The organism is Streptomyces sp. NPDC003247, from assembly GCF_042888135.1.
GTDB lineage: Bacteria > Actinomycetota > Actinomycetes > Streptomycetales > Streptomycetaceae > Streptomyces.
In genome coordinates, this window is the sequence record NZ_JBIAPF010000010.1 from 111265 (window position 1) to 138246 (window position 26982).

A 26982-nucleotide genomic window follows, 5' to 3' on the forward strand; every position below is an offset into this window, starting at 1 on the left:
ACACACGTGTGCGCCTCTCGCGCAGGGGAATCCGACACACCGACACACCGACACACCGACACATCCCCTTCCGTCACCGGTTTGACGGGTGATAAGGTCTGGATCAGTCTTCGGCGACGCCCTCAGCGGCGCATCCGCCGGTCTCACCCACCGCCCGTCTCCTTCGACGCGCACATGATGCCGCCACAGACGCGCGCACACCTGTTTCTTCCTGGATGGGAAAGCAATGAAAAGAGTCCTGACCGTTCTCGCCGCCGGTGTGCCGCTGGCCGCGGCGGTGTACCTGCCGACCGCCTCGGCACAGCCGCAGCCCGCCTCCGTCACCACGCCCCCGGCCTGTACCGCCCCGGCCCTGAAGGCCCCCGCCGGTACCGAGGTGGAGTCGGTGAGAGCCGTCCGCCAGGCGGGCGGCACCATCCACGGCACCGGCATCCTCGGCGGCGACGTCTCCGGCGTCCCGGCGTTCTGCCAGGTGACGGTCACCCTCACCCACCCGGGCGACGGCGACCACGCCAAGGTGCAGACCTGGCTCCCCTTGGAAAGGTGGAACGGCCGTTTCCAGGCGATCGGCGGCAGCGCCTACGGCGCCGGTGACAACGGAGTCGGCCTGGGCACCGCCGTCAAGAACGGCTACGCGGCGACCACCACGGACGCCGGTGTCGGCGACGTCCTCGACACCGGCTGGGTGCTCGACGGCGGGGGCAAGGTGAACACCGCGCTGCTGAAGAACTTCGCCTCCCGCTCCCAGCACGAGGCCGCGGTCGTCGGCAAGGCGGTCGTGGACGGTGTCTACGGCAAGCGTGCGGCCTACTCCTACTTCACCGGCTGCTCCACCGGCGGACGCGAGGGCTACATGGAGGCCCAGCGTTACCCGGACGACTACGACGGCATCCTCGCGGACGCGCCCGCCATCAACTGGGACGAGTTCGAGGTCGCCACCCTGTGGCCGCAGGTGGTCATGAACAACGAGAAGACCTATCCGACCACCTGCGAGCTGAACGCCTTCACCGACGCCGCCGTCAAGGCCTGCGACAAGCTCGACGGGGTTCAGGACGCCCTGGTCGACGACGCCTCCCGCTGCGACTACGACCCGCGTCGGCTGATCGGCACCAAGGTCGTCTGCGAGGGCGAGGAACGGACCATCACGGCGGCCGACGCGGCCGTGGTCCGCAAGATCTGGGACGGCCCCCGCACCACCTCGGGCAAGAAGCTGTGGGCCGGCGTCCCGGTCGGTGCCGACCTGACCGGTCTGGCGGCCACCGAGGACGGCAAGGGCGCGCCCTTCCCCGTTCCCGCCCTGTGGGTCCAGCTCTTCTTGGAGAAGGACCCGTCCTTCGACCTCACGAAGATCACCTACAGCGACTTCACCCAGTTGTTCCGGCAGTCCCAGGCCGAGTACGACAAGGTCATCGGCACCGACGACCCCGATCTGTCGGACTTCCGCAGGTCGGGCGGCAAGCTGATCACGTGGCAGGGTGACACCGACGAGTACATCCCCGCCCAGGGCACCGTGCGCTACCGCGACCAGGTCGTGCGTAAGCTCGGCAGCGCCCAGAAGACCGACGACTTCTACCGTCTCTTCCTCGCCCCGAACACCAGCCACTGCGGCCTCGACGGTCAGGACGGCTCGGCCGACGGACTCGCCGCACTGACCGACTGGGTCGAGCACGGCAAGGCGCCCAGGACGCTGCCCGCGACGCTGGTCGACACCAACGGCGAGACGGTCACCCGTGACCTGTGCGCCTACCCCCAGGTCCTCCGCTACAAGGGCCACGGCGACACGTCCCTCGCCGCCGGCTTCCACTGCGTCTCCCCCTCCCGGCACTGACCGGCCCTGCTGCTGGGCTGGAAGTCCCGCCGGCTCCGCACCCGGACCGTCCGACGGTCCCACCGTCCTGCCGCAACGTCCCGGCCCGCGCTGTCCGAGCGCGGGCCGGGACGTTCGTCGTGCGGGCGGGGATGCCCGTGCGGGGCCGTCAGCCGGCGCGGTAGCGACCGGAAGAGACAGCACACCACGGATGACGCCGGAGCCGATCCACTCCCGCCGCGCCGAGCGCTACGACGACCATGCCGCCCCGTCCTCCTCGTCGCGTACGGCGACCAGCGCGGACGGCAGGTCCTCCCGGGGCGTGCGTCGCTTGTCCGCGATCAGGCCGGCCGGCATCCCGTGCAGGCCGGACAGCGCCGAGCGGTGTCAGGGCGGTGTCCGGGCGGTGTCCGGGCGAGGCCACCTGGAGGGCCTGGGCCGACCAGCGGCGGACATCCACGTTCCCAGTTCCGGCGGTCAGGTCGTCACCCGGGGAACGAGCCAGGTCCCGGGAAAGGTTCAGCGCGTGGACCCGCGTGCGGACACGCCGGAGGGGCACGCGCGGTGCGCGTGCCCCTCCGGCGGTGGGGGGAACTGCGGGGGACTCAGTTGTCGCTGTTGAAGAGGGTCAGCACGCGCAGCACCTCCAGGTAGATCCACACCAGGGTCGTGGTGAGACCGAACGCGGCGAGCCAGGCCTCCTCGCGGGGCGCGCCGTAGGCGACCGCGTCCTCGACCTGCTTGAAGTCCAGCGCGAGGAAGGCCGCGCCGAGGAGGATGCCGACGATCCCGAAGGCGATGCCGAGGCCGCCGCTGTGGAAGCCGAGGCCGTTGCCCGCGCCGAAGGCGGCGAACAGGCTGTCGGCGACCAGGAGCAGGAGGAAGCCGGCCGCCGCGGCCCCGACGAACCCGGCGAACCGCCGGTCGACCCGGATCCAGCGCCTGCGGTACGCGAGGAGCACACCGGCGAAGGCCGCGAAGGTGCCTAGCACCGCCTGGACCACCACACCGGGCGAGACATATGTCGAGACCGTGCTGGAGAGCACCCCGAGGACGACACCCTCGAACGCCGCGTAGCCGAGGATCAGTGCCGGGGACGGCGTCCGCCGGAACACCTGGACCAGCGACAGGACGAAGGCGACGAGGGCCGCGCCCACGGCGAGACCGTAGGACCTGCCGAGGTTCGCCTCGTCGACCGGCAGCAGCAGCCAGGACAGTACGGCGGTCAGGACCACGGTGCCGAGGGTCGTGCCGGTACGGACGATGACGTCGTCCATCGTGACGGCGTTCGCGCCGGTCCACGCGGACGGGCCGGCCCCGGGGGCGTAGGGGTTGGCCTGGTAGCCGTCCGCCGGGCGGTAGCCGTCCGCCGGGCGGTAGCCGTCCGCCGGGCGGTAGCCGTCCGCCGGGCGGTGGTCGTCCGCCGGGCGGTGGTCGTCCGCCGGGCGGTGGTCGTCCGTCGAGCGGTAACTGTCCGTCGAGCTGTGGTCGTCCGTCTGCCGTCCGCCGACCGTGGCGCCCACCGGCCGGGGTGTGCGGGCGTCGGCCCGGCCCGTGGCACGGGCGGCGACCCAGCGGGAAAAGATCGGGTTGCTGGTCCTCATGTCATTCCTCCTCGTCCGCCGCACACGCGCGGCCTGCGGCACAGCGTTGGTCGTCGGGGTGCCGGGGCGGCAGACGTGTGTCGGTGGCCATGCGCCGGGCCGACGACGGCAACCCTGTTCGTCACCACTCTGACAGGTGACGCGATGAGGGGCAAGTCATCCCTCGACAGCCCCCGGACGGTCACCCGGCGGGTGCCTCCGGGCCGCTGAGCAGGTCCCGCAGAAACCCGTCCCAGTCCAGACCGGCGCTCTCCGCCTCGGCCGAGGTGATCCGGTAGGTCGCCTCCAGCCACTCGGCGAGCGGCGCGGTGGGCACCTCGAACAGGGCCTCCACCTCCCGCGATTCGAGGAGCAGCCAGGACGAGAGCCGCTCCCCGGGCAGCGTCGGCCACATGCGGACGTCGCCGGTACCGCTCATCGTCGTCAGACCCAGATGAAGCAGCTCACGGCCGATGCCCCAGACCAGACTCGGCCCTCGCTCCGCCAGGAACTCCACCGTGATCACGGCGGGCGAGTCCGGGTCGAAGGTGAACTTCGCCCGCATCGGGAGCCGGGTGAACTCATCCAGCATCTGGTCGAGCTCAAGGAACAGCGAGGGCACGAGCCCGGGCGCCGAACGGGCCCGCAGCGATGACTGATCGTGCTGCATGACAGGGTTCCCTTCCGTGGGACGAAGTCTGCGTGCACCACTCTTCGCCGGGAACCGGCCGCTCACATCGGTCAGTTGACGCCGGATCGTGGACGCCCCGGCAGGGCTCCGCGGGGAACGTGACGTAAGTCAGCTGTCGGACATGGCGGTCGCCGTGCCCGACTGGCTGGGACAAATGTGTGCGTGACGCGGATGTGCGTCGGTCGGTGAGCCGCCGATAGGGTGTGAACCCGGCGCGGCTCCGATCCGTTGCCCGAGGGGGACACCCGGCGCCCGGTCCAGGGGCGCCGGTACCTCGCGGCCGCCGTCCCGACCTCCCCCGTCGGGAATGCCGGCCCCCGCCCGCGCCCCGCCCTGACGACCGGAGAGACGCCCCATGACCACCGCCGACCCGACCGTGCTGAGGGCGGGGGAGTTCCTGAGCCTCGGCTCCCTCGTCTCGCCGAACGGTGCCTACGCGCTGGAGCACCGCGGCGACGGCACGCTGGCGCTCCGCGACCGTTCCGGCGGCCACGACATATGGGCGGTCACCGTTGTGCAAGGGGAGCCCGACGTTCCGCAAGGGGAGTCCGGCCGGCTCGTCCTCCACCCCGACCAGGGGCGGCTCGTGCTGGAGGCCCGGTCCGGACTGCCGGTCTGGGTCTCGGGCCCCGTCGATCGCCGCGTGGTGGCCGCCTCGGTCACCGACCAGGGCCGACTGGTGCTCACGGACCCCGACGGCGCCCTGCGCTGGAGCCGCGATCCGCTCACCGAGGCCGATCTCGCCGCCCACCGGCCCGCGAGCGGCGACCGGTTGCTGCCCGGGCAGATCCTCACCGAGCCGCTGTTCTCCCCCGACGGCCGCTACCGCTTCGGCCACACCCCGGACGGCACCACCCGGCTCACCGCGCATGAGAACGACCGGGAACGCGGGGTCTGGTCGCTCGACGCGCGGGCACCCGGGCCGCTCACCCTCGGCACCGACGGGATCCTGCGCTCCGGTACCGACTCCATGGTCCTGCTGCGCTGGACCGGCCGCTACCGGCTCGACCCCACGGCCTTCCGGGTGTCCGCGGTGGTGGTGCGCGACCAAGGGGACATCGTGGTCCTCGACGACAACGGCGACGAACTCTGCGACAGCCGGACCGCCCCGGAGGAGGCCCGGCTCGCCGGACTCCGGCGATCGGAGGAGCGGCGGGCGGCCAGGGAGGCGGCCAGACCCGAACGGCCGGCAGGCAGCGGCCTTCCCCGCGACTGGTTCGACCTGCTGGACCTGTCCGGCCCCTGCACGCTCACGCTGGTGGAGCACTCCGACGCCGAGGAGGTGCTGCGACGCCTCGGCGCCGGACCCGGCACGATCCGGCCCATGACGTACGCGGAGCTGGTGGCCGCGGCGTTCTCCGGATCGCGCGCCGACCCGCCCGAGTGCGCGCTGGCGGCGCGGGTCGGCGACCGGGTGGTGGTCGTCGAACCGTGCGGGCTCGAGGGTGTCGAGCGGGCCGCGGAGTTGTCGCGGGGCGGCGGCGCGATCGTCCGCCACCTCGACTTCGACGGCTGGGAGTCCCTCACCTGGTACCAGGACGGGACGCTGCTCGCGACGTACGGCGAGGACGACGCCACCCGGCTGGAACGCGGCAAGGCGGCGCCAAGGGGCACGCGACGGGCGGCGTTCGCGCCGTTCATGGAGCGGATCGGCCTGGGCGTGTACCGGACCGAGGAGGAGGACGGCGAGTTCCTGCCGCCGACGGTCGAACTCGCCTGTCTGGCGGCGGGCGTCCGGCTCCGCCGCGAGGACTTCGAGGGTGCTCATCCTGCCGCGGTGTTCGGTACGGGGGTGAGGGGTGAGGGGTGAGGGGTGAATGGTGGGAGGTCTGAGCGGAGTCTTCCCCTCATCGGGCGGCGGGCCGCCGTAGGGGTGCTGCCCGTTCGGCCGCCGCGATCCCGTATGCCGCCGTGCCGTGGCCGCCGCGGGTCAGTTCGCCGCGTACACGGGTGCGTCCGGCCCGTCCGGGAGCGGTGCGCAGATGACGGTCCGGGCGAAGGGGCCGCCGGACGGCCTGCCGCGCCGCCCGGTACCAGCGGGAGCGGACACCGCGGTAGGCGCGGACGTACAGCGTGCCGTCGGCGACCGCCATGCCGATCTCCACACCCTCCCCGGCCTCGTCTCCGGCGGTCAGGACAAGGGAGTAGGTCTCGGTGAGCAGGGACAGCTCTTCGCGGGTCCAGGTGCTCATCGGCTCAGATCCTCGGCGCGCTCGGTGCTCGGTCGCTCCGTGTTCCAGGAGGTGAGGATGCGCAGGGCGTCGTGGGAGGGGCTGCCGGTCTGTGCGGTCAGGACCATCAGGCGCTGGCCGGAGTCGTCGGGGGCGGACCAGGTGTCGCAGTCGAGGGTGAGGTCGCCCACCAGGGGGTGGCGGTAGCGCTTGGTGCCGTGTCCGGCGCCGCTGACGCGGTGTTCGGCCCACCAGCGGCGGAAGTCCGTGTCCCGCAGCGACAGTTCCCCGACGAGCCGGGCCAGCTCCGGGGCGTCGGGGTCGGCCGCGGCCTCCAGCCGCAGCGCGGCGACCGCGTCCCGGGCGTCGTGCCGCCAGTCCGGGTGCAGCTCCCTGAACGCGGGGTGCGCGAACAGCAGGTGCACGTAGTTGCGGCGGCTCGTCGGCAGGGTGGCGAAGTCGGTGTACAGGGCTACGGCGGCCGGGTTCCAGGCCAGGACGTCCAGGCGTCGGCCGAGGACGAGTGCGGGTGTCTCGGTGAGCTGGTCCAGCAGGCGGCGCATGGCGGGACGTGTCCGCTGGGCGGGTCGGCGGCGGGGGGGGGGGGGGGCGCGTCGCTCCGTCCGGCGAGTTCGTACAGGTACCGCTGCTGGTCGTCGTCGAGGCGCAGGGCGCGCGCGAGGGTGGTGAGCACGGGGGCGGAGGCGCGGACACGGCCCTGTTCGAGGCGGGTGTAGTAGTCGACGCTGATCGCGGCGAGCCGGGCGACCTCCTCGCGGCGCAGTCCGGTGACCCGGCGGGCGGAGTCCGTCTCGGGCAGCCCGCACTCGCTCGGGGTCAACTGGGCCCGGCGGGCCCGGAGAAAGGCACCCAGGTGGGGGTCGGATGTCGGTTTCATATGCCCCAGTGTCATACCCCCGCACCGACGACGGGACAGGTGTGAGGGGGCAGGTTTCTTCCCAGGCAGAGCCCTGGCTGGCGGCTGGCGGCTGGCGGCTGGCGGCTGGTGGTTGGTGGTTGGTGGCTCCGGCTCCCGGACGGTACGGGCCCCGCCCGGTCACCGCAGACACGTGGGACGGATCGCACCACGGTGGCGGGGCACACCTGTGAGACCGGGCCGCCCGGCGTTGGCCCCTCGCTTCAATGGTCGTTCCAGAACGGATGTGCCGGGGGCGGGCGCCCGCGTGATCTGCCACGGCGGCCGGGGCCGGATCCGCCAGGCGTGCCGCGAGGGTCAGGAGGACCAGCTCGCCGCCCTCGGCCCGGTCCTCAGCGCCGTCGTCCTGTGGAACACCCGCTACCTCGACGCCGCCGTCGCCCAGCCGCGCGCCGAGGGCCACGACATCGAGGACGAGGACGTCGCCCGCCCCTCCCCGCTCGAGGACCGGCACATCAACTTCCTGGGCCGCTACCTGTTCGACATCAAGGCCGGCGGCCCCGGCCAGGGGCTGCGCCCGCTGCGCGACCCGGACGCCGCGCAGGAGGACGAGCCGGAAGAAGCGTGAGCGGCGGCGTTCAGCTGCCGCAGGCGCAGCCCGAGGCCGCCGGCGCGGGCTCGGTGCTCTCCTCCTGACCGGCACAGCAGGCGTCACCGCCGGAGACGGGGCTCTTGCCCAGCCGGTCGGCGTCGGCCTTGACGACGTAGACCTCCCACGGCTCCTTGCCGGGGCCGGTGACCCACACCTTGTCCTGGAGGGCGTAGCAGCAGGAGGTGTCGTTCTCCTCGAAGGTCGCCAGCCCCGCGTCCTTCAGCCGGGTCGTGGCGACGTTGACCTGCTCGGTGGAGGCGACCTCGACGCCGAGGTGGTCCAGGCGGGTGTCCTCGCCGGTCTCGCCCTCGATGAGGACGAGCTTGAGCGGGGGCTCGGTGATGGCGAAGTTGGCGTACCCCTCGCGGCGCTTGGCCGGCTCGGTGCCGAACAGCCTGGAGTAGAAGGCGATCGAGGCTTCGAGGTCGGCGACGCGCAGGGCGAGCTGGACACGGGACATGGCGGTCTCCCCACGACTTGTTTCGACGTCTGTCGATACAGCCGACCTTGCCACCGGGATCGACGACTGTCAATATTGAGGAATGTCGAAACAAGCTGGTCTGCCGATGCTTGGGCAGGACGACGAGACGGCGTGCTGCGCGCCGATGGTCCGCGAGCCGCTCGGCGAGGAGGCCGCGGCCGAGCTGTCGCGGATGTTCAAGGCGCTGTCGGACCCGATCCGGCTGCGCCTGCTGTCGCTGATCGCCTCCCACGAGGGCGGCGAGGCGTGCGTGTGCGACCTCATCGGCCCCTTCGACGTCTCCCAGCCGACGATCTCCCACCACCTGAAGGTGCTGCGCGAGGCCGGGCTGGTCGGCTCCGAGCGGCGCGGAACGTGGGTGTACTACTGGGTGCTCCCCGAGGCCCTGGCGAAGCTGTCCGCCCTGCTGGAGATTCCCGCCATGGCCGCGAAGACGCCCGCGTGAGCGCGCCCGCGCCGCTGATACGGCGGGCCGCCGTCGAGGGGCTGGGGACAGCCGCTCTGGTCGCGGTGGTGGTCGGCTCCGGGATCCAGGCCACCGAACTGACCCACGATGTCGGGATGCAGCTGCTGGCCAACTCGCTCGCCACGGTCTTCGGCCTGGGCGTGCTCATTGCGTTCCTGGGCCCGGTGTCCGGGGCGCACTTCAACCCCGTGGTCACCCTGGCCGCCTGGTTCACCGGCCGCCGTACCGGCGACGGCCCCGGCCTGCGCGACGTCGCCGCGTACGTGCCCGCCCAGATCACCGGGGCGGTCGGCGGCGCGGCGCTGGCCGACGCCATGTTCGGCAAGCCGCTGGTGGCCTTCTCCACGCACGAGCGGTGGGCCGGGCACCTGTGGCTGGCGGAGGTCGTGGCCACCGCCGGGCTGGTCTGGCTCATCTTCGGCCTGGCCCGCGCCGGCCGCGCGCACCTGGCGCCGCTGCTGGTCGCCTCCTACATCGGCGCGGCGTACTGGTTCACCTCCTCCACGTCCTTCGCCAACCCGGCTGTCACGATCGGCCGGGCGTTCACCGACACCTTCGCGGGCATCGCCCCCACCTCCGTGCTGCCGTTCCTCGCCGCGCAGCTGCTCGGCGCCGCTGCCGGTCTGGTCCTGGTCGCAGTCTGCTTCGGCCGCCCGGCTGCCGCGGGTGAGGACGAGGTCGTCGTCGCCCACGACGGTCAGCAACCCCCCGCCCGTTCCACCGAAGAAAGTGCCCTGGCCTGATGAGCACCCCCGCCACCCCGTCCGTGCTGTTCGTCTGCGTGCACAACGCCGGCCGGTCCCAGATGGCCGCCGCCTTCCTCACCCACCTCGGCGCAGACCAGGTCCAGGTCCGCTCGGCCGGCTCCGCCCCCGCCGACACCGTGAACCCGGCCGTCGTGGAGGCCATGACCGAGGTCGGCATCGACATCTCGGCCGAGTCCCCGAAGGTACTCACCACCGAGGCCGTGCAGGCCTCCGACGTGGTGATCACCATGGGCTGCGGCGACGCCTGCCCCTACTTCCCCGGCAAGCGGTACCTGGACTGGCAGCTCGACGATCCCGCCGGACAGGGCGTCGCGGCGGTCCGGCCGATCCGCGACGAGATCGAGCAGCGCATCCGCGGCCTGCTCGCCGAACTCGGCATCGAGCCCACGGCGTGACGGCCACCGGCACCAACACCGGCGCGCGTATCGCGCCCATGCGGCCGGAGCACGCCGAGCAGGTTCTGGCGATCTACCAGCCGTTCGCAGAAACCCTCTCCAAACCGGCGTGTTGTGCGAGACGGTTCTGACACACCGCCCGAGTGGATCTGGCGCCCGATCAAGCCGCGAACGCGGTAGAACGAAACGGCTGTCCGAAGTGTGAAGCCCCAGCCGGGAGCCCCTGCGGCACCCGGAGCGGGAAGTGCGGATCTTCTCTGAGGCTGAGAAGATCTCCACCCGCATCAAGACCCGGCCCGAGCCGGAGAAAGCCCTCACGCTGTACCGGGCGCTCGCTGAGGACGAAGACACCGCCGGGTCCGACGACGCACAGATCATCGGCCCCCGCCGTCCGGTCCGCGCCCGCATCACCGGGCCCGGCGGCGGCACCGACCCGGCGCTGATGGAACGGCTCACCGCGCAGGTCCTCGACGGCGACACCGTGCTGGACGACCTGGCCCGGCAGGCCGAAGGCGGCTCCGACGACCTGGTGGCCCAGCTGCTTGCGCAGGCCCGGAACGGTGACCCGTAGGGGAAGCCGGGGTTCATCGCAGGGTGAGCGGGGTCTCGGAGTCGATGCGGGTCAGCTTCTGCGGGTTGCGGACGTAGTACAGGCCGGTGATGCGGGCGTCTTCGACGCGGGCCGCCATGATGCCGTCGATCTCGCCGTCCAGGCGGAAGACGAATCCCGGGTTGCCGTTGACCACGGTCGGGCCGAGGGTGATCGTGGCATCGGTCTTGGCGAGGCCACCGGCGAGGAAGCGGACCACCTTCTCGGCGCCGGTGATCGGACGCAGCGCGGCCTGCTTGATGCCGCCGCCGTCGCTGACGACGACGACCCCGGGCGCGAGCACGTCGAGCAGCCCCTGCAGGTCCCGGGTTTCCAGCGCGCGCTGGAACGACTCCAGAGCCGCCCGGGTCTCGGTCACGGAGACCACCGAGCGGGGGCGGCGGGCGTTGATGTGCCGGCGGGCGCGGTGCGCGATCTGGCGGACGGCCACGGGGCTCTTGTCGACGGCGGCCGCGATCTCGTCGTAGTCGACGTCGAAGACCTCGCGCAGCACGAAGACCGCGCGCTCCGTCGGCGACAGCGTTTCCAGGACGAGCATCATCGCCATCGACATGCTCTCGGCGAGTTCGACGTTCTCGGCCACGTCCGGCGCCGTGATCAGCGGCTCGGGCAGCCAGGGGCCCACGTACGTCTCCTTGCGGCGACTCATGGTGCGCAGCCGGTTGAGCGACTGGCGGGTCGTGATCCGGACCAGGTAGGCGCGCTGGTCGCGCACGTGCTCCACATCGACCTTGACCCATCGCAGCCAGGTCTCCTGCAGAACGTCTTCGGCGTCGGCCGCCGATCCGAGCATCTCGTATGCGACGGTGAAGAGCAGGTTGCGGTGGGCGACGAACGTCTCCGTCGCCGCGTCGGTGGCATGGTCGCTCATATCCCGATCTCTCTCCTTCGCGGCCGGCCGTGGTTGCCGAAGGCATGCGAGTGTGCCTCCACAACACGGTCCTTGGCACGGTCCTTTTCGCTGGCAGCCGTTCGATCCGCCCCGCCTGCCGTACAGCTCACTGCAGGTTCCTCTGGCGCTGCCGCACCACCCCCACCCCGACCACCACCCCGGCGAGCAGGACGACCACGCCCGCGGCCAGCCACCACCACGGGGTGGTACTCGCCCACGCACGACTGGCTGTCGGCGGTCGTCGTGCACACCTCGCCCGGGCCGCCCCGGTTGAGGAGGCCACGTACAGCAGCGGCACGCCGAGCCCGGAGAGCAGGCCGGGAAGCCCGGTCGAGGAGCCGCGCCGGGTGGCCACGAGGAAGACGGACGCAAGGGTGGCCGGCTGGGCGGCGCCCTTCGCGGCCGTGCCTGGAGTTCCGTTCACGGCCGACCCGACCGGCCACCGCGGCCCAGGCCGAGGCTGCCCTTCAGCGAGTCGTCAGCGCCTCGCTCTGCTTGGCCTGCAACAGCTGTCGGCGCTTGTCATCCTTGAACCCCCAGGTGAACGAGCCGGGCTTGCGCGCCTCGTCCACCAGTTCCTCGACGACGCCCCTGCACGCGCGCTCCTTGATCCCTGCGGCAAGCCGACCGCCGATGTAGTACCTGTTCGCGGTGTCGTCCTTGGAGGCGATCTGCACGGTGGCGGCGCGACGGCCCAGGGCGACGCACTGGCCGAAGAAACCCACGTCGATGGCCTCGGGCTGCGCACCCGCGATCCGGGCCAGCACCGTGTCGGCAGCGTGCGCTCCCAGCGGACGAGCGGTCTGGCAGCTCATTCGCAGCGGCATGTCCGACGGCGCTGCACAGTCCCCGGCCGCGACGATGCGCACGTCGTCCACGCTCGTCAGCGTCTCGTCCGTGAGCAGGCGGCCCAGGGCATCGGTGCTCAGCCCGCTGCGCGCTGCCAGGTCCGGCACACCGAACCCGGCGGTCCAGACGGTCACCGCGCTCCGCAGCGCGCGTCCGCCACTGAGTCCCACGGTGTCGCGCGCCACCGCCGTCACCTTCGCGTCAGGGCCTTCGAGCACACTCACACCGAGCGCCGCCAGCCGCTTGGCCACCGAACGCCGAACCCGCGGATGCAGATACGGGCCGAGCACCTCGCCGCACACCAGGGTCACGGCGCGGCCGGCCTCCGCCAGCTCGGCGGCGACCTCGATACCGGTCGACCCGGCTCCCACCACCGCCACCGCGGCCGTCGCGGGAGCGGCGTCGACGACCGTCCGCAGCCGCTGTGCCTCCTCCAAGGTGGCGATCGGGTAGGCGAACTCCGCCACTCCGGGCACGCGCGAGCCGGCGCTTCCACTACCCACCGCGTAGATCAGATGGTCGTAGCCGACCGTGTCCCCGCTCGCCAACGCCACGCTGCGCCCAGGGGCGTCGATCCGTGCCACGGTGTCGACCACCAGCTGGACGCGCTCACCCAGGATCTCCCGGTAATCGACGACCGCCGCGTGGGACCCGCCCACCACCTGGTGCAGGCGAACCCTCTCGACGAAGGCCGAACGCGGGTTGATCAGAGTCACTGTCACGTCGTCGCGCTTCGTCAGGCGATTGGCCGCCAAGACGCCGGCGTACCCGCCGCCGATCACGACCACATCGGTGTTCCCGGTCACGGTGTCCTCCTTCGTTTCAAGCGGTTCGGGCACAGGACACCGTCTGATCGACCCCTGTGACAGCAAGTGAGACAGATCACTCCACAGGCGTGGGCACGGCACGCGGAGTGCCTCGGCCGAAGCTGACGCCCCGGCGATCCACGGCGCACTCCTCGCCCGCTGCCAACCGCTCGACGGCGCCTCAGCGATCCCGGCGCAGCGCAAGGCCCGTCACGAGTACGCGAACCGCGTCAGCGCGCTCGCGCCGATCGGACCGTGATCGTTCTCAGTGCCAACGGCTGTACCGATGCCCCCCGGACCTGACGGAGTCCTACGGGAACACGCTCCCTTAAAGTAACCGCCTTGACAGGTGACGCGGAGTCATGGGACGGTTCCGTCACCGGTCAGAACAGTTACTTTTTTGGTGAGGACATCCCATGGCAGTCGTTCGTTTCCACCTCGTCTCCCGGCTCGGCCCGAAGGACGTCCTGGGGGTGCTGACCGACTTCGGTCCCTCCCGTGCCGAGTCCTGGCCCACCATCGACGCCGACCACTTCGTGGTCCACGACCTCGGCGACACCTGGGCCGAGGTCACCGAGGGCACCGCCGCCGCCTGGGAGCGGGCGCGCTACCGGTGGGAGCCGGCCGGGGACACGGTCACCATCACCACGCTCGACTCCAAGGTGTTCGGTCCCGGCGGCGGCTGGGTCTTCCGGATGACCCCCGAGGGCGACGGCACCCGCGTCGACGTCGAACTCACGCGGGAACCGACCACGTTCAAGCGCAGGATGCTCGCCTCGCTGCTTCCCCTGGTCGCCCCGGGCTCCCTGCGCAAGTCGTTCGCGGGACCCCTGCGGGCCGAGTGAGATGGCCGCGGCGCACCGCCTGTCACTTGGTGAGGTGGGCCGTGAAGTAGTCGGCGAGCTTGTCGACGGCCGGGTCGATGTACTCGCGCCTGTCGTAGAGGTCGACGTGGCTGGCGCCGGGAATGCGGTGCAGTTCCTTGGGGCCGGTGGCGGCCTGGTGGGCCTCGACGGCCATCCACGCGGTGACGGCACGCTCGCCGATGATCTGCAGGATCGGGCGAGGGCCGATGAGGGGGACGGCGCGGAAGACGTCGCTGGAGGCCATCCGGTCGACGCTCTCCCAGGCCAGGAACTTCGCGGAGCGCTCGTGGTACCCGCGGGCGCCGCAGTAGTACTCCCAGCCCTCGACCCCGTGCTCGCCCCCGAGGGCACCGGCCTGTTCCGCGGTCTCGGGGAACATCGTCAGCACACCGGGGTCCTCGCCGCGCGCCGCGGCGGTGCGGGCCTGTGCGGCGGCGTCCAGCAGTGCCTGGAAGACGGCAGGGTCCTGGGAGCCGTCGGCGCCGTAGCGGAACTGACGGGCGGGCTCGGCGGTGCACACCGTGGCCACGGCCCGGACCCGGTGGTCACCGCCGGTGGCGGCCAGGGAGTAGCCGCCGGACGCGCAGACGCCCAGCAGGCCGATGTGGTCGGCGTCCACCTCGTCGAGGGTGGTGAGGTAGGAGACGGCGGCCTTGAAGTCCTCGACGCGCTGCGCCGGGTCCTCCAGACCGCGCGGCAGACCGCCGGACTCGCCCTGGTAGGCGGCGTCGAAGGCGAGGGTGACGAAACCGCGCTCGGCCATCAGCCGGGCGTAGGTACCGGAGGTCTGCTCCTTCACGCCGGTCCCCGGGTGGCCGACCACCAGCGCGGGATGCGGGCCACCCTCGGCGGTGGAGGTGTCGGGGGTGTAGAGGTGTGCGGCGATCTCGATACCGGCGCTGACGAAGCCGACCCGGGTCCTGGCCATGGGAACTCTCCTTGAGCAGAGGGGTGATGGTGCGAGGAGTGGAGCTGTCCGGTGCCGGCCGTTCCGCCGGGCACACATCCACCATCCGTCCTCCCGTCCGTCGACGGGAGAGACAGGTTTCTGCCTGGGAACGACCTTTCCCCCTCGACCCACCCCCCTCGCACACACGTGTCTGTGACCCCGCTCACGGTTCCCCTCCTCGAAGTCGACAAGAGGCCACTGGACCTTTAAAGTCGGAACAAGTAAAGGTCCAGTGGCCTTTTATTCGGGGCGCTGGAGCGGACGAGTGCGAGAAAGGCAACCGACATGAGCAGGACCTGGCTGATCACCGGAAGTGCCCGCGGTCTGGGCCGCGCCGTCGCCGAGGCCGTACTGGCGGTCGGCGACAACCTCGTCGCCACCGCCCGGCGTACCGAGCCCCTCGACGACCTCGCCGAGAAGTACGGCGACCGGGTCCGGCTCGTCACCCTCGACGTGACCGACGCCGAGGCCTCGCGACGGGCCGTACAGGCCGCCGTGGACGCGTTCGGCCGCCTCGACGTCGTCGTGAACAACGCCGGGTACGCCGACATGGCCGCCATCGAGGACACGTCCGAGCAGGCCTTCCGCGACCAGATCGAGGCCAACCTCTACGGCGTCGTCAACGTCTCCCGGGCCGCCCTGCCCGTCATGCGGGAGCAGCGCTCCGGGCACATCATCCAGATCTCCTCCGTCGGCGGACGCGTCGGCGTGCCGGGTCTGGGCGCCTACCAGGCGGCCAAGTGGGCGGTGGGCGGCTTCTCCGAGGTCCTCGCCAAGGAAGTGGCCCCGCTCGGCATCAAGGTCACCGTCGCCCAGCCGGGCGGCATGCGCACCGACTGGGCCGGATCCTCCATGGCCACCCCGCCGGTCAGCGAGCCCTACGAGAAGGTCGTCGGCGCCTCCATCGCCGCCATCCGCAGCCAGGACGGCAAGCAGCCGGGCGACCCGGACCGTATCGCGCGGCTGCTCCTCGAGATCGTGGAGGCCGACGAGCCGCCGCTGCACCTGCTGGTCGGCAAGGACGCCGTCCAGGTCGGCCGGGCGGTGGCCGAGGCCCTCGCCGCCGGCGACGCCCAGTGGCGCCACGTGAGCGAGTCCGTATGACCCGTCCTTCCGGACCCGGGGCACGGGGCGGGGCTTAGGGTTGCCGCAGGTGGCACCGGCCGCGGGCCGCGAGAGGTTCCTGGGGAAGCGACGATGACAGACGACCGGCCTACCGGCTTTCAGCGCGCGCGCAGCGCCGAGCAGCGTGAGATCCGCAAGCAGGCCATCCTCGACGCCGCGACAGAACTGCTGGGCGAGCTGCCGGTCAGCGAGATCAGTCTGCGCGAACTCAGTCGCCGGGTCGGACTGTCCAAGACCAACGTCGTGCGCTACTTCGAGACCAGGGAAGCGGTGTTCTTCGAACTGCTCAACCGCTCCTTGGAGGGGTGGATCGAGGAACTCTCCGCCGAACTGGCCGAGCGGGCCGAGCGCGCCGAGCGGGCCGAAGCGGACGCGGCGGACGCGGCGGACACCGAGGCGGTCACGGCCCTGCTGGCCCGGTCGCTGGGCCGCCGGTCCCTGCTGTGCGACCTGATCAGCGCGCTGGGGTCCGAACTGGAGCGGAACATCTCCGCCGGCGCCGTGCGCGAGTTCAAGCTCGCCCACGTCAGGCTGCTGGGTGAGCTGGCCGATCTGCTGCGGCGTCACCTCACCGGACTCACCCCGTCCACGGCGCGTGAACTGGTCTCCCTGACCGTGGTCTGCACGGCGGGGCTCTGGCCCTTCGCACACCCCTCGGACGCCGTCGCCGAAGCCCAGCTGGACCCCGGACTCGCCGACACCAAGGTCGACTTCGCCGAACGGCTCGGCCGCATCCTGCACATCGCCGTCACCGGGATGCTGGCCCTTCACTGAGCCGGCGGCCGGGGCGACCGGCCGCACGGCGCGTGCCGGCGGCTGTCGTGCAGCCTCCGCATCGGGTCCAGGTCGTCATGACGCCGCCCCCGACGGATCCAGCGCAGCGCGCAGCGCCTCGGTGCGTACGCGCATCGCGACCGGGCCGGCGGGGTTGAGATAGAACTCGTGGCCGTCCGGCAGCGCGTCCAGCAGGTCGGCGACGGGCGCGGTACGGACCGTCAGGCGGCCGACGCCGAGCAACTGGTCCGCGGCCGTGTAGACGGGCACCACCTCGGCGCCGTCCTGGGAGAGCGCGGTGACGAAGGTGCCGGCCAGCGTGACGAGGACGGCGACCTCCTCGGCCCCGGCCAGAGCCTCCAGTACCGCCTCGACGGGCCCGTAACCGGTGGCGGCCCACTGCATGGCCCGGTCCACCGGGTCCGTCGGGTCGCTCCAGCCGAGCGCCGTGGGAGAGGGCCGGTACTCGTCGTTGGCGCGCCAGTCGACGATCAGCCCTCTGGCGTCCGACCGCCACTCACCGACCACGGCCCAGGGCGGCACCTCCTCGTCGTCGGCGCAGAACGGATCGATCTCGGTGAGCCACTGATCGCGGGCGACGCGGGCCGCGGTGACGATGTCGGGCGGAGGGACGGGTGTGCCGAGGGAGCCGGCGTCGCCGGACACGCCGTCCGAGGGCGCCTGGGCTGTGCGTGCCGTGAGCGGATGCTGGTTCGTCATACGAAGTTCCTGTCTCGCAGGGGCTGGGGGAATCGTGCCGACCGCCTTTTCCGGAAGTGGTCTATCTGTCCGGCATGGCTCCTCCGAAGGCTTCGTACATCGCCATCATCGTCGGATGGACGGACTGCCCCTTGACCAAGCGCAGGAACACCTCGGCCACGAATTCCAACGGGCTTTCCCCGGCGTATCCGGGCTTCGCGGCGCTGCTGGTGGCATCGGCGGCGAACCGCTGCGTCCTCTGGTCGATCCAGTTCGCGTTGCCCACCTCCTCGTAGAGGGCGGGATTGCGGATCCGGTGCAGGGCATGTCCGATCTCGTGTATGAGGGCATCCTCGGACACACCGTTCTTGGCGAGGATCACGATCGACGACGGGGCCAGGAAGGCGGCGACCCGGCCGTCGTGAACGATGGACTGCACGCCCGTGGTGTGGATCTTGTGCTCTTCCACGGTGAGGTCGGGCTGGATGACGAAATGCGTGTCGTTGTACCGCGAGACATGCAAGTCCAATTCGGGGACGTCGAACTTCCCCAGCACCTTTCGGAGTGCTGATGCGTAGGTGATGCCCGCATGGCGAGCGAAGGCGTTGCCGGGGTCCGCGTGCATCGTGAATCCGGAGTTCCCGACGGTGTAACGCACGACGTGCGGATTCCGGTTCGCGGCGGTATCACTGAATCGGTCGCTGTGTCCGGCCTGATAGGAGAAGAACGAGGACAGCGCGGGGTGCAGGCCCTGAAGATACGTCTGCTGCTCCTGCGACAGCGGCCCTGAGCGCTGTGTGACGGAGCCCTGTCCTATGGCGTTCACGACGAGCCGGTGATGTTCCTGTGTGCCCTCCTCCAGCCCGCTCAGGAACTCCAGCGTGACAGAACCCTCACGGCCGGTCGGATGGTTGCCGTAGCGGGGAGCCTCACGCCATCTCCGAGCCCTTTCCGGCGGCATGGACAGGTAGGTGTCCAGGTGCGGGGCCATGGCCCGGTGGACGAAACGCGGTGGTGCCGGGGGCGCCGCGTGGGCCCACGTCGGCTGCTGGACCGCGTGGCTGCCGACGGGCTGGGTGTACAGCGTGCCGGACCGGTGGAGGTGCGGGGGCGCGGACACCTGCGGACCATCGTGCCGGACGGGTCCCACACCCATGGCTCGGAACGAGTCGACGAGACTGCCGATGCCGACCTGGCTCGACGAACGCCGGTGGCCGTGGCCGTGTGCGGTGTCCGGGCGGCTCGACGAGGGCGACCGGTGCCGGGCCGGTACGTACCGCCCGCTCGCCGACGGCGGTCGCTGAGGTGGCGGGCCGGTCCAGGGGGCGTGGTGCCCGGTCGCCGACGGGGGCCGCTGGGGTTGTGGTGCGGGCCCCGTCCACGGCTGCTGGTGGCCGGTGTACCGCGGGTGCAGTGTGCCGTCGGGGTGGACGAGCTGCTCCCGCTGCCCGCCGCCGCGGGAGACCGAACGCCTGAACGCGTCTCCGATGCGCCCGAAGAACTCACGGGTCGCCGAACGGCCCCGACCGACGCTGCCCGCGGCCGAGACGTCGCTGCGGTGAGTTCCCCGGGTGTCGGTGCGTTCCAGGTCGTGGCCCACGTCCAGGCGGCCCACCGAGGTGTTCCGCCCGTGGTTCGCGTACGGCTGCTGCCGCGCGTGCCCCTGCGGCGGCGGGCCTCCGGCCGCTTCGAGCAGTTTGTCGCGCAGCCTTTTGACGTTGTTGCTGGAACTGCTGGCAGTCCGTGTCGAGGGTGACTCCAGAAACGTGTTGATGTCCTCGAGAACCTCGGAGAGGGGCCTGGTGCCCTGAAGCCAGTCGCCCAGGCTGTCGTGCAGGGTGACGAACTTGTGGCGCTTCGACAATCCGCCGTACTGGGCGTGCCACTGTGCGGCGAAGTCGCGCGGCGACTCCGCCGGGACGGACGGGCGCACGACGCCGCCCTGGTGCTGACCGGACGACGGCTGCGTCGCGTGCTGCGACGCCGGTCGAACGACCCGGTCCCGGTCCGCGACGCTCTGGGTGGACCGCCTCAGGGGCATGCCTCCGCCCAGCCCGGTCCCCTCGTACGGCCGCACCTCCGGCAGCGGCTCGCCCTGGGTCACCTCGAACCAGTGCGCCTCCGCCTCCGAGAGCGCGTGACCGGCCCGCACATGGTCGTCGTGGGCCAGGACCAGCCGCGTGTCGTCGTCCGAGGACGTCCCCACGCCCTCCCGATACCGCGCCTGGGTCCGGTTCAGCCTGGACTCGGCCCGCGCCAGGTCGAGTCGGGCCTCGGTGATCGCCGCGCCCGCGTCGGTCACCGCACCCTCGTCCCGAGCGTCACCCGTGTCGCCCTCGCGCACGGGGGCGCGTCCCTTGCCCTTGTCCACCGCAGAAGCGGCCGAGGTGAACTCCGTCTGGCCGTCGAGGTGTTCGAGCGGCGCCACGAGAGCGGAGAACACGGAGTCGCTGATGCTCGGCCTCGCCTCCTCGTCGACGAGGGGGGTCGGCGGGGTGTCGTCGTCGAAGAGGCTGCCGACGTTGCCCCAATCGGCCTCGGGGCCTGTGTCGGTGCCTGTGTCGGTGCCGGTGTCGACATCGGTGTCGGCATCTGGGTCGGCGTCCGCGTCGGTGTCGTGTTCGGAGTGCGTGTCCTGGGCGACCGTGGCGTGGTGGGGGGTGCCGACGCTGGGGCCCGTGGGGTGGGGGACGGGCCTGGGGCTGCCGTCCGTGTCGCCTACGTCGGTGCCGGTGCCGGTGCCGGTGCCGGTGCCGGCGTTGTCGTGGCTGCTGTCGTCAGTGCCGTCGTCCAGTTCTGTCCGGGTGGACGCGGTGTGGTGCGTGGTGGGTGTGGCCAGGACATGGGCGAGGGCCTGGAGGACCTGGTCGTTGTCGGGGTGGTGGGCCTGCTGGTGGAGGCGGTGGAAGTAGGCGCCGAGGGTGGTGTCGGGGTCGGCCGCGTGGGTGATGGCCCGGGCGATGGTGGCGATGTGCTCGGCCTCGGGGGCTACGGAGAAGTCGGCGGTCTCTTCGCGGAGTCGGTCGAGATAGGTGTCGTGGTGGTGCTGCATCACGGCGAGCAGGGTGTCGCGCTGTGCGGGGGTGAGGGTGACGGACCTGCCCTCCAGGCGCATGGCCCGCCGGTAGTCACCGGGGTCGGACGGGGTGAGGAACTCCTTCAGCGTCGCCCAGTCGGGGTGATCGGTGCCCAGGAGCCGCGCCGCGGTCTCGACGGGGTCGCCGGCGACGAACAGGGCGGTGTCCGACGACGGTTCGGCACCCGTCGGCCCGAGGCTCGATGCGGCGATGACCGTGCGGAAGCGGTCCGCTTCGTCGACGGTCAGGACGGGGTGGTCGGCCGGCTGGAGGGCCTTGAGCGTGCTGATCGCGGTGGCGGACTCCTCCCAGCGGTCGAAGGCGGCGGTCTGCCGCTGCTCGCGGCCCCACTGCGTCTCCTGGACGAGGGCGCCGGTGACGCCGTGCAGCGCGCTGACGGCCGCCTCGTCCTGCGGGGTCCCGGCGAGGGGGTCGTAGGGGGTGTGGTCCGCGCGGACGGAGAAGTAGGGGCGGCCCTGGAGTTGCAGGGCGTTGGTGGTGTTGGCGCCTTCGACGACGGCCGGCAGGGAGCCGAGCTGGTAGACCTGCCGGAACAGTTCCTGGGGGAGCGATCCCGCCGTGACGACGATGACGTCACCGGGCCCCGCGTCGGTGAGCGCGCGGGACAGCCCGGGGCTGTCGAGGGTGTGGTGCCGGAGCCAGTCCGCGCGGTGCTCGGGGGCGTGGGCGACGGTCGCGTTGCCCAGGGCCAGGATGACGGCCGGGGTCGGCAGCCCCGCGGCGTGGATGCCTTCCGCGAGTGCGGGCAGGACGGAGGCCCGCTCGGAGGTGTGCAGGTTGTGCAGGCCGTAGGCGGGCATGAGCTCCAGGGCGCCGCCGCTGACGGCACGCACCATCTGGAGCAGATGCGTCGCGTGGGCCGTCGACGGCGCCTGCGCGGTGATCAGGTCGTCGAGGGCGGCGCCGGTCGGACGGGGCACCTCGTAGTGGTACAGGGCGCTGCGGGAGATGCCGTTCTCCTGCTGGAGATCGGTGACGGACGCGGTGCCGTCGGCGTTGCGGGCGTACAGCAGACGGTGGCCCTCGCCCCACGCGTACGGCTTGAGGACCACGGCCCGTTCGGCGCCGCTGAAGTCGAGGAAGTCCGAGGCGAGGCCGCTGTCGTCGACGAGTGCGTCGTTGGCCGCCACGAAGACCAGATGCCCTCTGTCCGGACGGTGCCCGGGAGCGTAGGTGGCCGCGTTGTCGAACTCGTCGGTCTCCCACTCGACCCGTTCCCGCATCGACGGCGACAGCAGCAGGTCGAGCCGTTGCCGTACGGAGTCCGGGGCGATGATCCGGACGGGGCCGGTGTAACCGAGTTCCGTGAGTGACTGCAGCATCATCGTCGCCGCGGCCTGGTGCCCGAAGTTGGCGGCCTCACCGACCACGACGGTCAGCCCCGGCAGCCGTACCAGTTCGTCGTGGACCGCGCGGCGCAGAGTCACCTCCGACTCGGGCGGCTCCGTCCCCCGCGCGGCACTGATGTCGGCGAGCGGCTGGCGGGTGTCTTCCGAGGTGTCGAACAGCCGGCGCCACAGGACGTGTTCGGGCACGGGGTCGTCCGGGCGGCGCGACGGTCCGGCAGCGGCATCGGCAGCGGGGGAGGGGGCGGCCTCGTCGGTGCCCTGCTCGGTCGTCGTGCTGCCCGCGAGGCCCTTCGCGGGTGCGGGGGGCAGGCCCAGCCGGTCGCGGGCGGCGAGCGCGTGGGCGCGGGCGGCGTCGCTCGCGGTGGTGGTGGGGTCGTCGTGGTGGGCGAGGATGTCCATGACGTCGGTCAGGACCGAGTGGGCGGCGGGGTCGGTGGCGGCCAGTCCGCCGCCGACGCGCGGCGGCATGTGCATCACGGAGCCGACGATCCCCGAGGCCCGCGTGACGAGTCGCCCGTAGGCGTCCTCGGACAGTTCCGCTCTCAGCCGCGTGTGCGCCTGCTCCCCCTGCTCCGGCGTCAGCAGCCGGGCGGGGTCGTGCGGAACCGGCGGCCGCGAGGGCATCTCACGGCCCTTGCCCTTGTCCAGGGGCCGGGTTCCGGACTGTCCGTCGTCGGGTGTGTCCGCGGCCTGGGTGTGGGCGAGGGTACCGACCGTGGCGATGGGCTGCGGGGCCGTCGGCCGTCCTCCCGGGCCCGAGGCACCCAGGAGGGTGTGCTCGTAGTCCGTGTTGTCGCTCTCGTCGGTGATCCAGTCCACGCCCTCCCAGCGGTACATCTCGCGAGGGTCGAGCAGCGCGGCTTCCTCCAGCAGGGTCGTCCGCCCCAGCCCGAAGGACTCGATGTGGTTGCTCAGCGCACGCGCCAGCACGCTGGGGCCCGTCATGAACGCGCCGTTGCCCTCCAGGTCCGCGACGTCCAGCTCCCGTACGGAGTCGGAGATCGCGTCGACCACGGCGTCCATGAACGCGGACTTCGGTGGTACGACGATGAGGTTGTTGCCGTACTCGGCGTTGCCCAGCCGGTGGCGCACCACCTCGCCGAGGGTGACGTCCTCCGGGCGGCGGCCCTGTTCCGCCGCGATCTCGACGCGGGAGAGCACCAGTTGGTTCTGGTCGCGGATGATCGGCGCCAGGAACGGCACGTCCGTCGACCCGACCCGGGTCGGCGGGGTGTCGAGGGACACCCGTCCGGGAGCGATGTCGACATCGAGGTACGCCCCGCCCCGGGTCTTGAGGATGGCGTACCGCAGCACGTCGGACGCCATGGGCAGCGCGGCCGGGCGGGTACGGGCCTTGAAGTAGATGTCGCGGAGCTTGGCCATCCGCGGATCGAGTTCCGCGGGCCTGGCGCGGAAGGAGAACAGGCCGGCCGGCTTGGCGGAGGGCAGGAGCTCCGTGGCCTCCCGGATGTGCACGCCGACCGCCTGGATGGCCCGCTTGTGCGACGCGTTCCAGGTGCTGACGGGTTTGCCGGTGAGGTCGGAGGTGGTGGTGTCGGACCACAGGTTCACCGTCCACCCGGACTTCTTGGCCGTCTCGGCCCACGCCAGGACATGGCGGACCGCCTCCACCGACATCGGGCGGCCCAGCCAGATCAGGTTGATCTCCTTGGGGACCTCGACGAAGGAGGGCAGATCGGCGCCCGACTCCTCCAGCAGCGTCGAGAAGTTGACCAGTTGCCGGGTCATCTCCGCGTGCAGGGCGATCGCGTTGTCGCGGGACTCCGGCGACTGCTCTTCCCGTACGCGGTCCGCCGCCCGCTTGACGAGCATGCGTGCGGCGCTCAGCTCACCGTTGTTGAGCCGCTCCACGAGTTCGCCGACGACCCGGCCGCGCTCGGTCGTGCCGAGATCGACCTGCGAGGACAGCAGCTCGGCGGCGGGCGACGGCGGGGACGGCGGAGACAGATGGGACGGCTGGGACGGCTCGGACTGCTCGCCGAGGGTCGGCGGTTCCGGGGACAGGGGCATGGGCTCGGGGACGCGCCGGGGGCGGTCGCCACCGTGCGGGGGGCCGGTACGGTCGGGGGCGCCACCGAGGCCCCTGGCGGGGGCGCGGGGCAGGTTCCACTCGTCGCGTACGGACCGGGCGTGCTCGCCGGCCAGGTGGAGCCCGGTCTCGGGGTCGTCCAGGTGGTGGGCCAGGATGACGGCGACGTCCGTGAGCACGGAGTAGGCGGCGGGGCTGGTGTCGGACAGCCCTCCGTCCAGCCTCAACGGCATGTCGATCACCGAGCCGGTGATCGCGGAGGCCCGCGCGACGACATGCCGGTAGGTGTCCACGTCCAGCTCTTCCCGCAGCCGGTCAAGCACCGCGTCGGCCTCGTCCGCCGACAGCACCCGCCCGGGCTCGGACGGCGTCCCGAAGCGCCCGTCGGGGAGACCGGGGTCGGTGGCCCGGCCCTTGCCCTTGTCGGCGGGCGACGGCGCATGCGTGTCCGTGGCCGACGAGGTCGTGACCGGGTGGGGTGCGTCGGTGGACCTGCCGGGCGGCACCGGGATGCTCTGCCGCCGACCGTCCTGGACCGGCTGCGGTCCGTCCGCCCGGTGCCGGCCGTCCCGCACCGGCTCTTGCTCGTCCGCCTGTCGCGACGGCTGCTCCGGGTGTGTCGCGGTCTCGTGTGCCGCTGCCGCGTCCTGACGCGGCGTCTGTGCTGCGCCCGCGGGGCCGAGGCCGCTCGGACGGTGTGCCGTGGTGGGGGCCGGGGTGTCGTGGACCGTGCGTCCGACGTCGTCGTGGGGACGGCTGCTCGCCCGTGCCTCGGGACGTGTCCGTACTCCCGGGTCCGTACGGTTCTCCGGGGCCGCCGGTTCCTGGTGGTCGGGGGTCTCCTCGGTGCCGGAGGACTCCGTGGCGAGGTGGCGGGGCGGGGGCGTGGCGTCCTGCGCGGAGAGGTCGTCCGGACGGGAAGTGCCCGGTGCCGGCCGCTCGGTGTCCGCCTGGGCCTCCAGGAGGGACCGGCCGCCGCCGGCCGCGCTCGTGGTGTTGATACGGGTCGGGGCGGACGGCGGCGCCTGGCCGGCCGACGGTTGGGGGACACCTGGGCGTGGGGCCGCCCCGCCGCCCGCCGAGGGCGTTCCGGAGGCCGGGGCACCCGCCGGGGAGGCGGCGCCCGCCCCGGCGTTCGTACCGGAACCGGAGGCCGAGGCGGCCGCACCGGCGGACCCGGTGTTCGTGCCGGCGTTCGTACCGGAACCGGAGGCCGAGGCGGCCGCACCGGCGGACCCGGTGTTCGTGCCGGTCGGCGGCGTCGTCCCGCCAGGGCTCTGGAGGCCCGGCGCCGGGGTGTCGAGGGGCGGGGCGTGCAGCGTGGGGGAGTCGAAGGACGGGGCGTCGAGGTGCGGGGCCGTGAGCGAGTCGCCGGTCGCCGCGCTGTACGTCGGCGGCGGCACGAACTCTCCTCCGTTCGTGTCCCCGAGGCCGGTCCCGCTGTCGGTGACGTACGGGGTGTACGCGGGCGGCGGCGCCGTGAAGCCGTCGGCGTCGGCGGTGTTGACGTGCCCCGTGACGAGCAGCTGGGGCAGCTTGACGTCCATGTGCCGCAGCGCGCTCTTGAGGGCGCCGTGCACACCGGCCAGGACCGGATGCTTGGCATGGCCGAGGACGTCGCCGCCCAGGGCGCCGAAGGTGGTCTCCTTGCTGGTCGTGAACTCGCCCTGCTCGATGTAGTTGACGACGCCCTCGGACAGGTTCTGGTGGCCCATGCTGAAGGCCGTGTCCACGAGCAGGTGCGGCGGCTTCTCCTTCCAGACCGACGGCATGGCCTCGGCCACCCCGTCGGACAGGGCCGACCGCAGCGGGTCGTACCTGGTGCCGAGCTTCTCCATCGGACCCAGCGTCGACTTCAGGGCCGCCGACAGGTCCTTGCCGTTGGCGTGGGCCAGGAACGCGGAGGCCCAGTCCGAGCCCATCTCCCGCGCCAGATCCGAACCCAGCCGGGTGCCGAAGGCACGCTCGAACTGGTCGCCCACCGCGTCGCGGAACTCGTTCTGCGCCTTCTTCGACACGACGTCATGCAGCAGACCGACCCGCATCGGGACGGTGAGCGCGGCCAGCCCGGGGCCGAACGAACCGCTGGGGTCGGCGAATTCCGTCACGGTCCGCGCGGGGGTCGAGGGGGCCGAGGGGCTGGGGTGCTTCAGGGCGTTCTCGATCGACTCCTGCATCGACTTCGTCGCCGAGGGAGAGAAGCCCTTGGAGATCAGCTTCTTGATCGGGCCGGTCAGCAGCGGCACCGCGGCGCCGAAGGCACCCTGGACGGCACCGGAGAGCGCCGCGCTCTTGCGGTACTGATCCCCCTGGGAGGTGTGTTCGCCCCGCAGCGCGAGGATCCACCGGGCCAGCCCGTCCAGCGCGGACGACAGCGCGACGTTGGTCACCATCGTCATCGCGGCATGGGTGAGGAAACGCCGCAGGGTGTTGCCGAAGAGGACCTTGAACACCTGCTGCAGGATGGCCTGCTCGATGGCCGCCCCGATCGGGTTCCACTCCCACATGATCAGGGTGATCGCCCACTCCACCAGGAACGCCAGCACCTGGAGCACGATCATCAGGTTGGTGTAGTCGAGCTGGTACGCGAACTCGTGCGCGCCGTCCGCCAGTTGCGCCGCCGTGTCCCGCAGCCCCGAGACGTAGTCCGCGCCGTCCCCGGACAGGAACGTCTTCATCGCGCTGACGTACGCCTCCGGCCAGTCACCGTTGGCCCCCTGGGCGGTTCCCCCGGTGACCTGCGCGACCAGGTTCTGGAACTCGTCCAGGAACGTGACCAGCTCCAGGTGGGGCACCTGCACCTCGTTGCGCACCCGCTCCGAGGAACCCAGCGGCACGGACATACCCGACACGAAGACCACGATCGGGTTGTACCAGGGCTCCTCAGTCACCACGTCTCCACCTGTGCACGTTCAACGGTCGCCGACCGATTATTTATACGTGTCTACATGTGCGTCTGGTTCGCATGCTCCGGCTGTGCGGACCCGATGAGTCTTAACTCACACGTGTTGTAGCCTGCGGTATG

Annotated in this window: 19 protein-coding genes and 2 pseudogenes; 10 read left to right on the forward strand and 11 right to left on the reverse strand. The window is 71.8% G+C overall.

Annotation, left to right across the window (positions count from 1 at the left end; all coding sequences use genetic code 11):
• The first annotated feature begins 226 nt into the window (after positions 1 to 226).
• Positions 227 to 1828 carry a tannase/feruloyl esterase family alpha/beta hydrolase gene (locus ACFYWQ_RS30360; RefSeq protein ID WP_389520725.1) on the forward strand — a complete coding sequence of 534 codons (1602 nt, stop codon included), beginning with the start codon at positions 227 to 229 and terminating at the stop codon, positions 1826 to 1828.
• 584 nt (positions 1829 to 2412) lie between these two features.
• Here the strand turns inward: ACFYWQ_RS30360 and ACFYWQ_RS30365 are convergent.
• Positions 2413 to 3411, reverse strand: a complete 999-nt coding sequence (locus ACFYWQ_RS30365) for a Bax inhibitor-1/YccA family protein (RefSeq protein ID WP_389520727.1) — start codon at positions 3409 to 3411, stop codon at positions 2413 to 2415.
• A 181-nt stretch (positions 3412 to 3592) separates the two neighbouring features.
• Complete coding sequence (locus ACFYWQ_RS30370) at positions 3593 to 4060, reverse strand: SsgA family sporulation/cell division regulator (RefSeq protein ID WP_389520729.1); 468 nt, start codon at positions 4058 to 4060, stop codon at positions 3593 to 3595.
• A gap of 376 nt (positions 4061 to 4436) precedes the next feature.
• Between ACFYWQ_RS30370 and ACFYWQ_RS30375 the strand changes: the two genes are divergently transcribed.
• Complete coding sequence (locus ACFYWQ_RS30375) at positions 4437 to 5891, forward strand: DUF6461 domain-containing protein (protein ID WP_389520731.1); 1455 nt, start codon at positions 4437 to 4439, stop codon at positions 5889 to 5891.
• Positions 5892 to 5928: 37 nt separating this feature from the next.
• Here the strand turns inward: ACFYWQ_RS30375 and ACFYWQ_RS30380 are convergent, their stop codons facing one another.
• Both ACFYWQ_RS30380 and ACFYWQ_RS30385 read right to left on the reverse strand, forming a co-directional pair.
• A complete protein-coding gene (locus ACFYWQ_RS30380) occupies positions 5929 to 6273 on the reverse strand; it encodes a DUF2255 domain-containing protein (protein WP_389520733.1) in 345 nt (114 codons plus the stop codon).
• Positions 6270 to 7150, reverse strand: a pseudogene (locus ACFYWQ_RS30385) (helix-turn-helix domain-containing protein). Before ACFYWQ_RS30385 ends, ACFYWQ_RS30380 begins: the two are co-directional and overlap by 4 nt.
• Positions 7151 to 7430: 280 nt before the next feature.
• On the opposite strand from ACFYWQ_RS30385, the pseudogene ACFYWQ_RS30390 reads away from it, so the two are divergent.
• A pseudogene (locus tag ACFYWQ_RS30390) lies at positions 7431 to 7757 on the forward strand (Tn3 family transposase); the annotation flags it as partial.
• A 10-nt stretch (positions 7758 to 7767) separates the two neighbouring features.
• Here ACFYWQ_RS30390 and ACFYWQ_RS30395 read toward each other — a convergent pair.
• Positions 7768 to 8241 (reverse strand): ArsI/CadI family heavy metal resistance metalloenzyme, encoded by a 474-nt coding sequence (locus ACFYWQ_RS30395; protein WP_389520735.1) that lies wholly within the window; start codon positions 8239 to 8241, stop codon positions 7768 to 7770.
• A gap of 82 nt (positions 8242 to 8323) precedes the next feature.
• On the opposite strand from ACFYWQ_RS30395, the gene ACFYWQ_RS30400 reads away from it, so the two are divergent.
• The 4 genes from ACFYWQ_RS30400 to ACFYWQ_RS30415 all read left to right on the forward strand — a co-directional run bounded on the left by ACFYWQ_RS30400 (position 8324) and on the right by ACFYWQ_RS30415 (position 10461).
• The gene (locus tag ACFYWQ_RS30400; protein ID WP_389520736.1) at positions 8324 to 8707 is read left to right on the forward strand and encodes an ArsR/SmtB family transcription factor; all 384 of its coding nucleotides are present in this window, start codon (positions 8324 to 8326) and stop codon (positions 8705 to 8707) included.
• A complete protein-coding gene (locus ACFYWQ_RS30405; RefSeq protein WP_389520738.1) occupies positions 8704 to 9471 on the forward strand; it encodes an aquaporin in 768 nt (255 codons plus the stop codon). The genes ACFYWQ_RS30400 and ACFYWQ_RS30405 overlap by 4 nt, the downstream gene beginning before the upstream one ends.
• Positions 9471 to 9890 (forward strand): arsenate reductase ArsC, encoded by a 420-nt coding sequence (locus ACFYWQ_RS30410; RefSeq protein WP_389520739.1) that lies wholly within the window; start codon positions 9471 to 9473, stop codon positions 9888 to 9890. Before ACFYWQ_RS30405 ends, ACFYWQ_RS30410 begins: the two co-directional genes overlap by 1 nt.
• Before the next feature lie 244 nt (positions 9891 to 10134).
• Positions 10135 to 10461: a hypothetical protein gene (locus ACFYWQ_RS30415; protein WP_389520740.1), complete on the forward strand. Its 327-nt coding sequence runs from the start codon at positions 10135 to 10137 to the stop codon at positions 10459 to 10461.
• A gap of 13 nt (positions 10462 to 10474) precedes the next feature.
• On the opposite strand, the gene ACFYWQ_RS30420 is transcribed toward ACFYWQ_RS30415, so the two are convergent.
• The 3 genes from ACFYWQ_RS30420 to ACFYWQ_RS30430 all read right to left on the reverse strand — a co-directional run bounded on the left by ACFYWQ_RS30420 (position 10475) and on the right by ACFYWQ_RS30430 (position 13047).
• Positions 10475 to 11371 (reverse strand): RNA polymerase sigma-70 factor, encoded by an 897-nt coding sequence (locus tag ACFYWQ_RS30420; RefSeq protein WP_389520741.1) that lies wholly within the window; start codon positions 11369 to 11371, stop codon positions 10475 to 10477.
• A gap of 127 nt (positions 11372 to 11498) precedes the next feature.
• Positions 11499 to 11816, reverse strand: a complete 318-nt coding sequence (locus tag ACFYWQ_RS30425) for a hypothetical protein (protein ID WP_389520743.1) — start codon at positions 11814 to 11816, stop codon at positions 11499 to 11501.
• Between the two features lie 43 nt (positions 11817 to 11859).
• Positions 11860 to 13047 (reverse strand): NAD(P)/FAD-dependent oxidoreductase, encoded by a 1188-nt coding sequence (locus tag ACFYWQ_RS30430; protein WP_389520745.1) that lies wholly within the window; start codon positions 13045 to 13047, stop codon positions 11860 to 11862.
• Positions 13048 to 13463: 416 nt separating this feature from the next.
• Between ACFYWQ_RS30430 and ACFYWQ_RS30435 the strand changes: the two genes are divergently transcribed.
• A complete protein-coding gene (locus tag ACFYWQ_RS30435) occupies positions 13464 to 13892 on the forward strand; it encodes a hypothetical protein (RefSeq protein ID WP_389520747.1) in 429 nt (142 codons plus the stop codon).
• Between the two features lie 22 nt (positions 13893 to 13914).
• Here the strand turns inward: ACFYWQ_RS30435 and ACFYWQ_RS30440 are convergent, their stop codons facing one another.
• On the reverse strand, positions 13915 to 14841 hold the full coding sequence (locus ACFYWQ_RS30440; RefSeq protein WP_389520749.1) for an alpha/beta hydrolase: 927 nt from the start codon (positions 14839 to 14841) through the stop codon (positions 13915 to 13917).
• 306 nt (positions 14842 to 15147) lie between these two features.
• Here ACFYWQ_RS30440 and ACFYWQ_RS30445 point away from each other — a divergent pair, with 306 nt between their 5' ends.
• Together ACFYWQ_RS30445 and ACFYWQ_RS30450 are read left to right on the forward strand one after the other, a co-directional pair.
• A complete protein-coding gene (locus tag ACFYWQ_RS30445) occupies positions 15148 to 15966 on the forward strand; it encodes an oxidoreductase (protein ID WP_389520751.1) in 819 nt (272 codons plus the stop codon).
• Positions 15967 to 16059: 93 nt separating this feature from the next.
• Positions 16060 to 16761 carry a TetR/AcrR family transcriptional regulator gene (locus ACFYWQ_RS30450; protein ID WP_389520753.1) on the forward strand — a complete coding sequence of 234 codons (702 nt, stop codon included), beginning with the start codon at positions 16060 to 16062 and terminating at the stop codon, positions 16759 to 16761.
• Between the two features lie 75 nt (positions 16762 to 16836).
• Here the strand turns inward: ACFYWQ_RS30450 and ACFYWQ_RS30455 are convergent, their stop codons facing one another.
• Together ACFYWQ_RS30455 and ACFYWQ_RS30460 are read right to left on the reverse strand one after the other, a co-directional pair.
• On the reverse strand, positions 16837 to 17481 hold the full coding sequence (locus tag ACFYWQ_RS30455) for a type VII secretion system-associated protein (RefSeq protein WP_389520754.1): 645 nt from the start codon (positions 17479 to 17481) through the stop codon (positions 16837 to 16839).
• Positions 17482 to 17542: 61 nt separating this feature from the next.
• Positions 17543 to 26848 carry a glycosyltransferase gene (locus ACFYWQ_RS30460; protein WP_389520756.1) on the reverse strand — a complete coding sequence of 3102 codons (9306 nt, stop codon included), beginning with the start codon at positions 26846 to 26848 and terminating at the stop codon, positions 17543 to 17545.
• Positions 26849 to 26982 lie beyond the last annotated feature (134 nt).

Excerpts from the sequence above, each read along its gene's own strand:
- ACFYWQ_RS30360 (WP_389520725.1), top strand. The coding sequence starts at position 227 with ATGAAAAGAGTCCTGACCGTTCTCGCCGCCGGTGTGCCGCTGGCCGCG.
- ACFYWQ_RS30365 (WP_389520727.1), bottom strand. The coding sequence starts at position 3,411 with ATGAGGACCAGCAACCCGATCTTTTCCCGCTGGGTCGCCGCCCGTGCC.
- ACFYWQ_RS30370 (WP_389520729.1), bottom strand. The coding sequence starts at position 4,060 with ATGCAGCACGATCAGTCATCGCTGCGGGCCCGTTCGGCGCCCGGGCTC.
- ACFYWQ_RS30375 (WP_389520731.1), top strand. The coding sequence starts at position 4,437 with ATGACCACCGCCGACCCGACCGTGCTGAGGGCGGGGGAGTTCCTGAGC.
- ACFYWQ_RS30380 (WP_389520733.1), bottom strand. The coding sequence starts at position 6,273 with ATGAGCACCTGGACCCGCGAAGAGCTGTCCCTGCTCACCGAGACCTAC.
- ACFYWQ_RS30395 (WP_389520735.1), bottom strand. The coding sequence starts at position 8,241 with ATGTCCCGTGTCCAGCTCGCCCTGCGCGTCGCCGACCTCGAAGCCTCG.
- ACFYWQ_RS30400 (WP_389520736.1), top strand. The coding sequence starts at position 8,324 with ATGTCGAAACAAGCTGGTCTGCCGATGCTTGGGCAGGACGACGAGACG.
- ACFYWQ_RS30410 (WP_389520739.1), top strand. The coding sequence starts at position 9,471 with ATGAGCACCCCCGCCACCCCGTCCGTGCTGTTCGTCTGCGTGCACAAC.
- ACFYWQ_RS30420 (WP_389520741.1), bottom strand. The coding sequence starts at position 11,371 with ATGAGCGACCATGCCACCGACGCGGCGACGGAGACGTTCGTCGCCCAC.
- ACFYWQ_RS30435 (WP_389520747.1), top strand. The coding sequence starts at position 13,464 with ATGGCAGTCGTTCGTTTCCACCTCGTCTCCCGGCTCGGCCCGAAGGAC.
- ACFYWQ_RS30440 (WP_389520749.1), bottom strand. The coding sequence starts at position 14,841 with ATGGCCAGGACCCGGGTCGGCTTCGTCAGCGCCGGTATCGAGATCGCC.
- ACFYWQ_RS30445 (WP_389520751.1), top strand. The coding sequence starts at position 15,148 with ATGAGCAGGACCTGGCTGATCACCGGAAGTGCCCGCGGTCTGGGCCGC.
- ACFYWQ_RS30450 (WP_389520753.1), top strand. The coding sequence starts at position 16,060 with ATGACAGACGACCGGCCTACCGGCTTTCAGCGCGCGCGCAGCGCCGAG.
- ACFYWQ_RS30455 (WP_389520754.1), bottom strand. The coding sequence starts at position 17,481 with ATGACGAACCAGCATCCGCTCACGGCACGCACAGCCCAGGCGCCCTCG.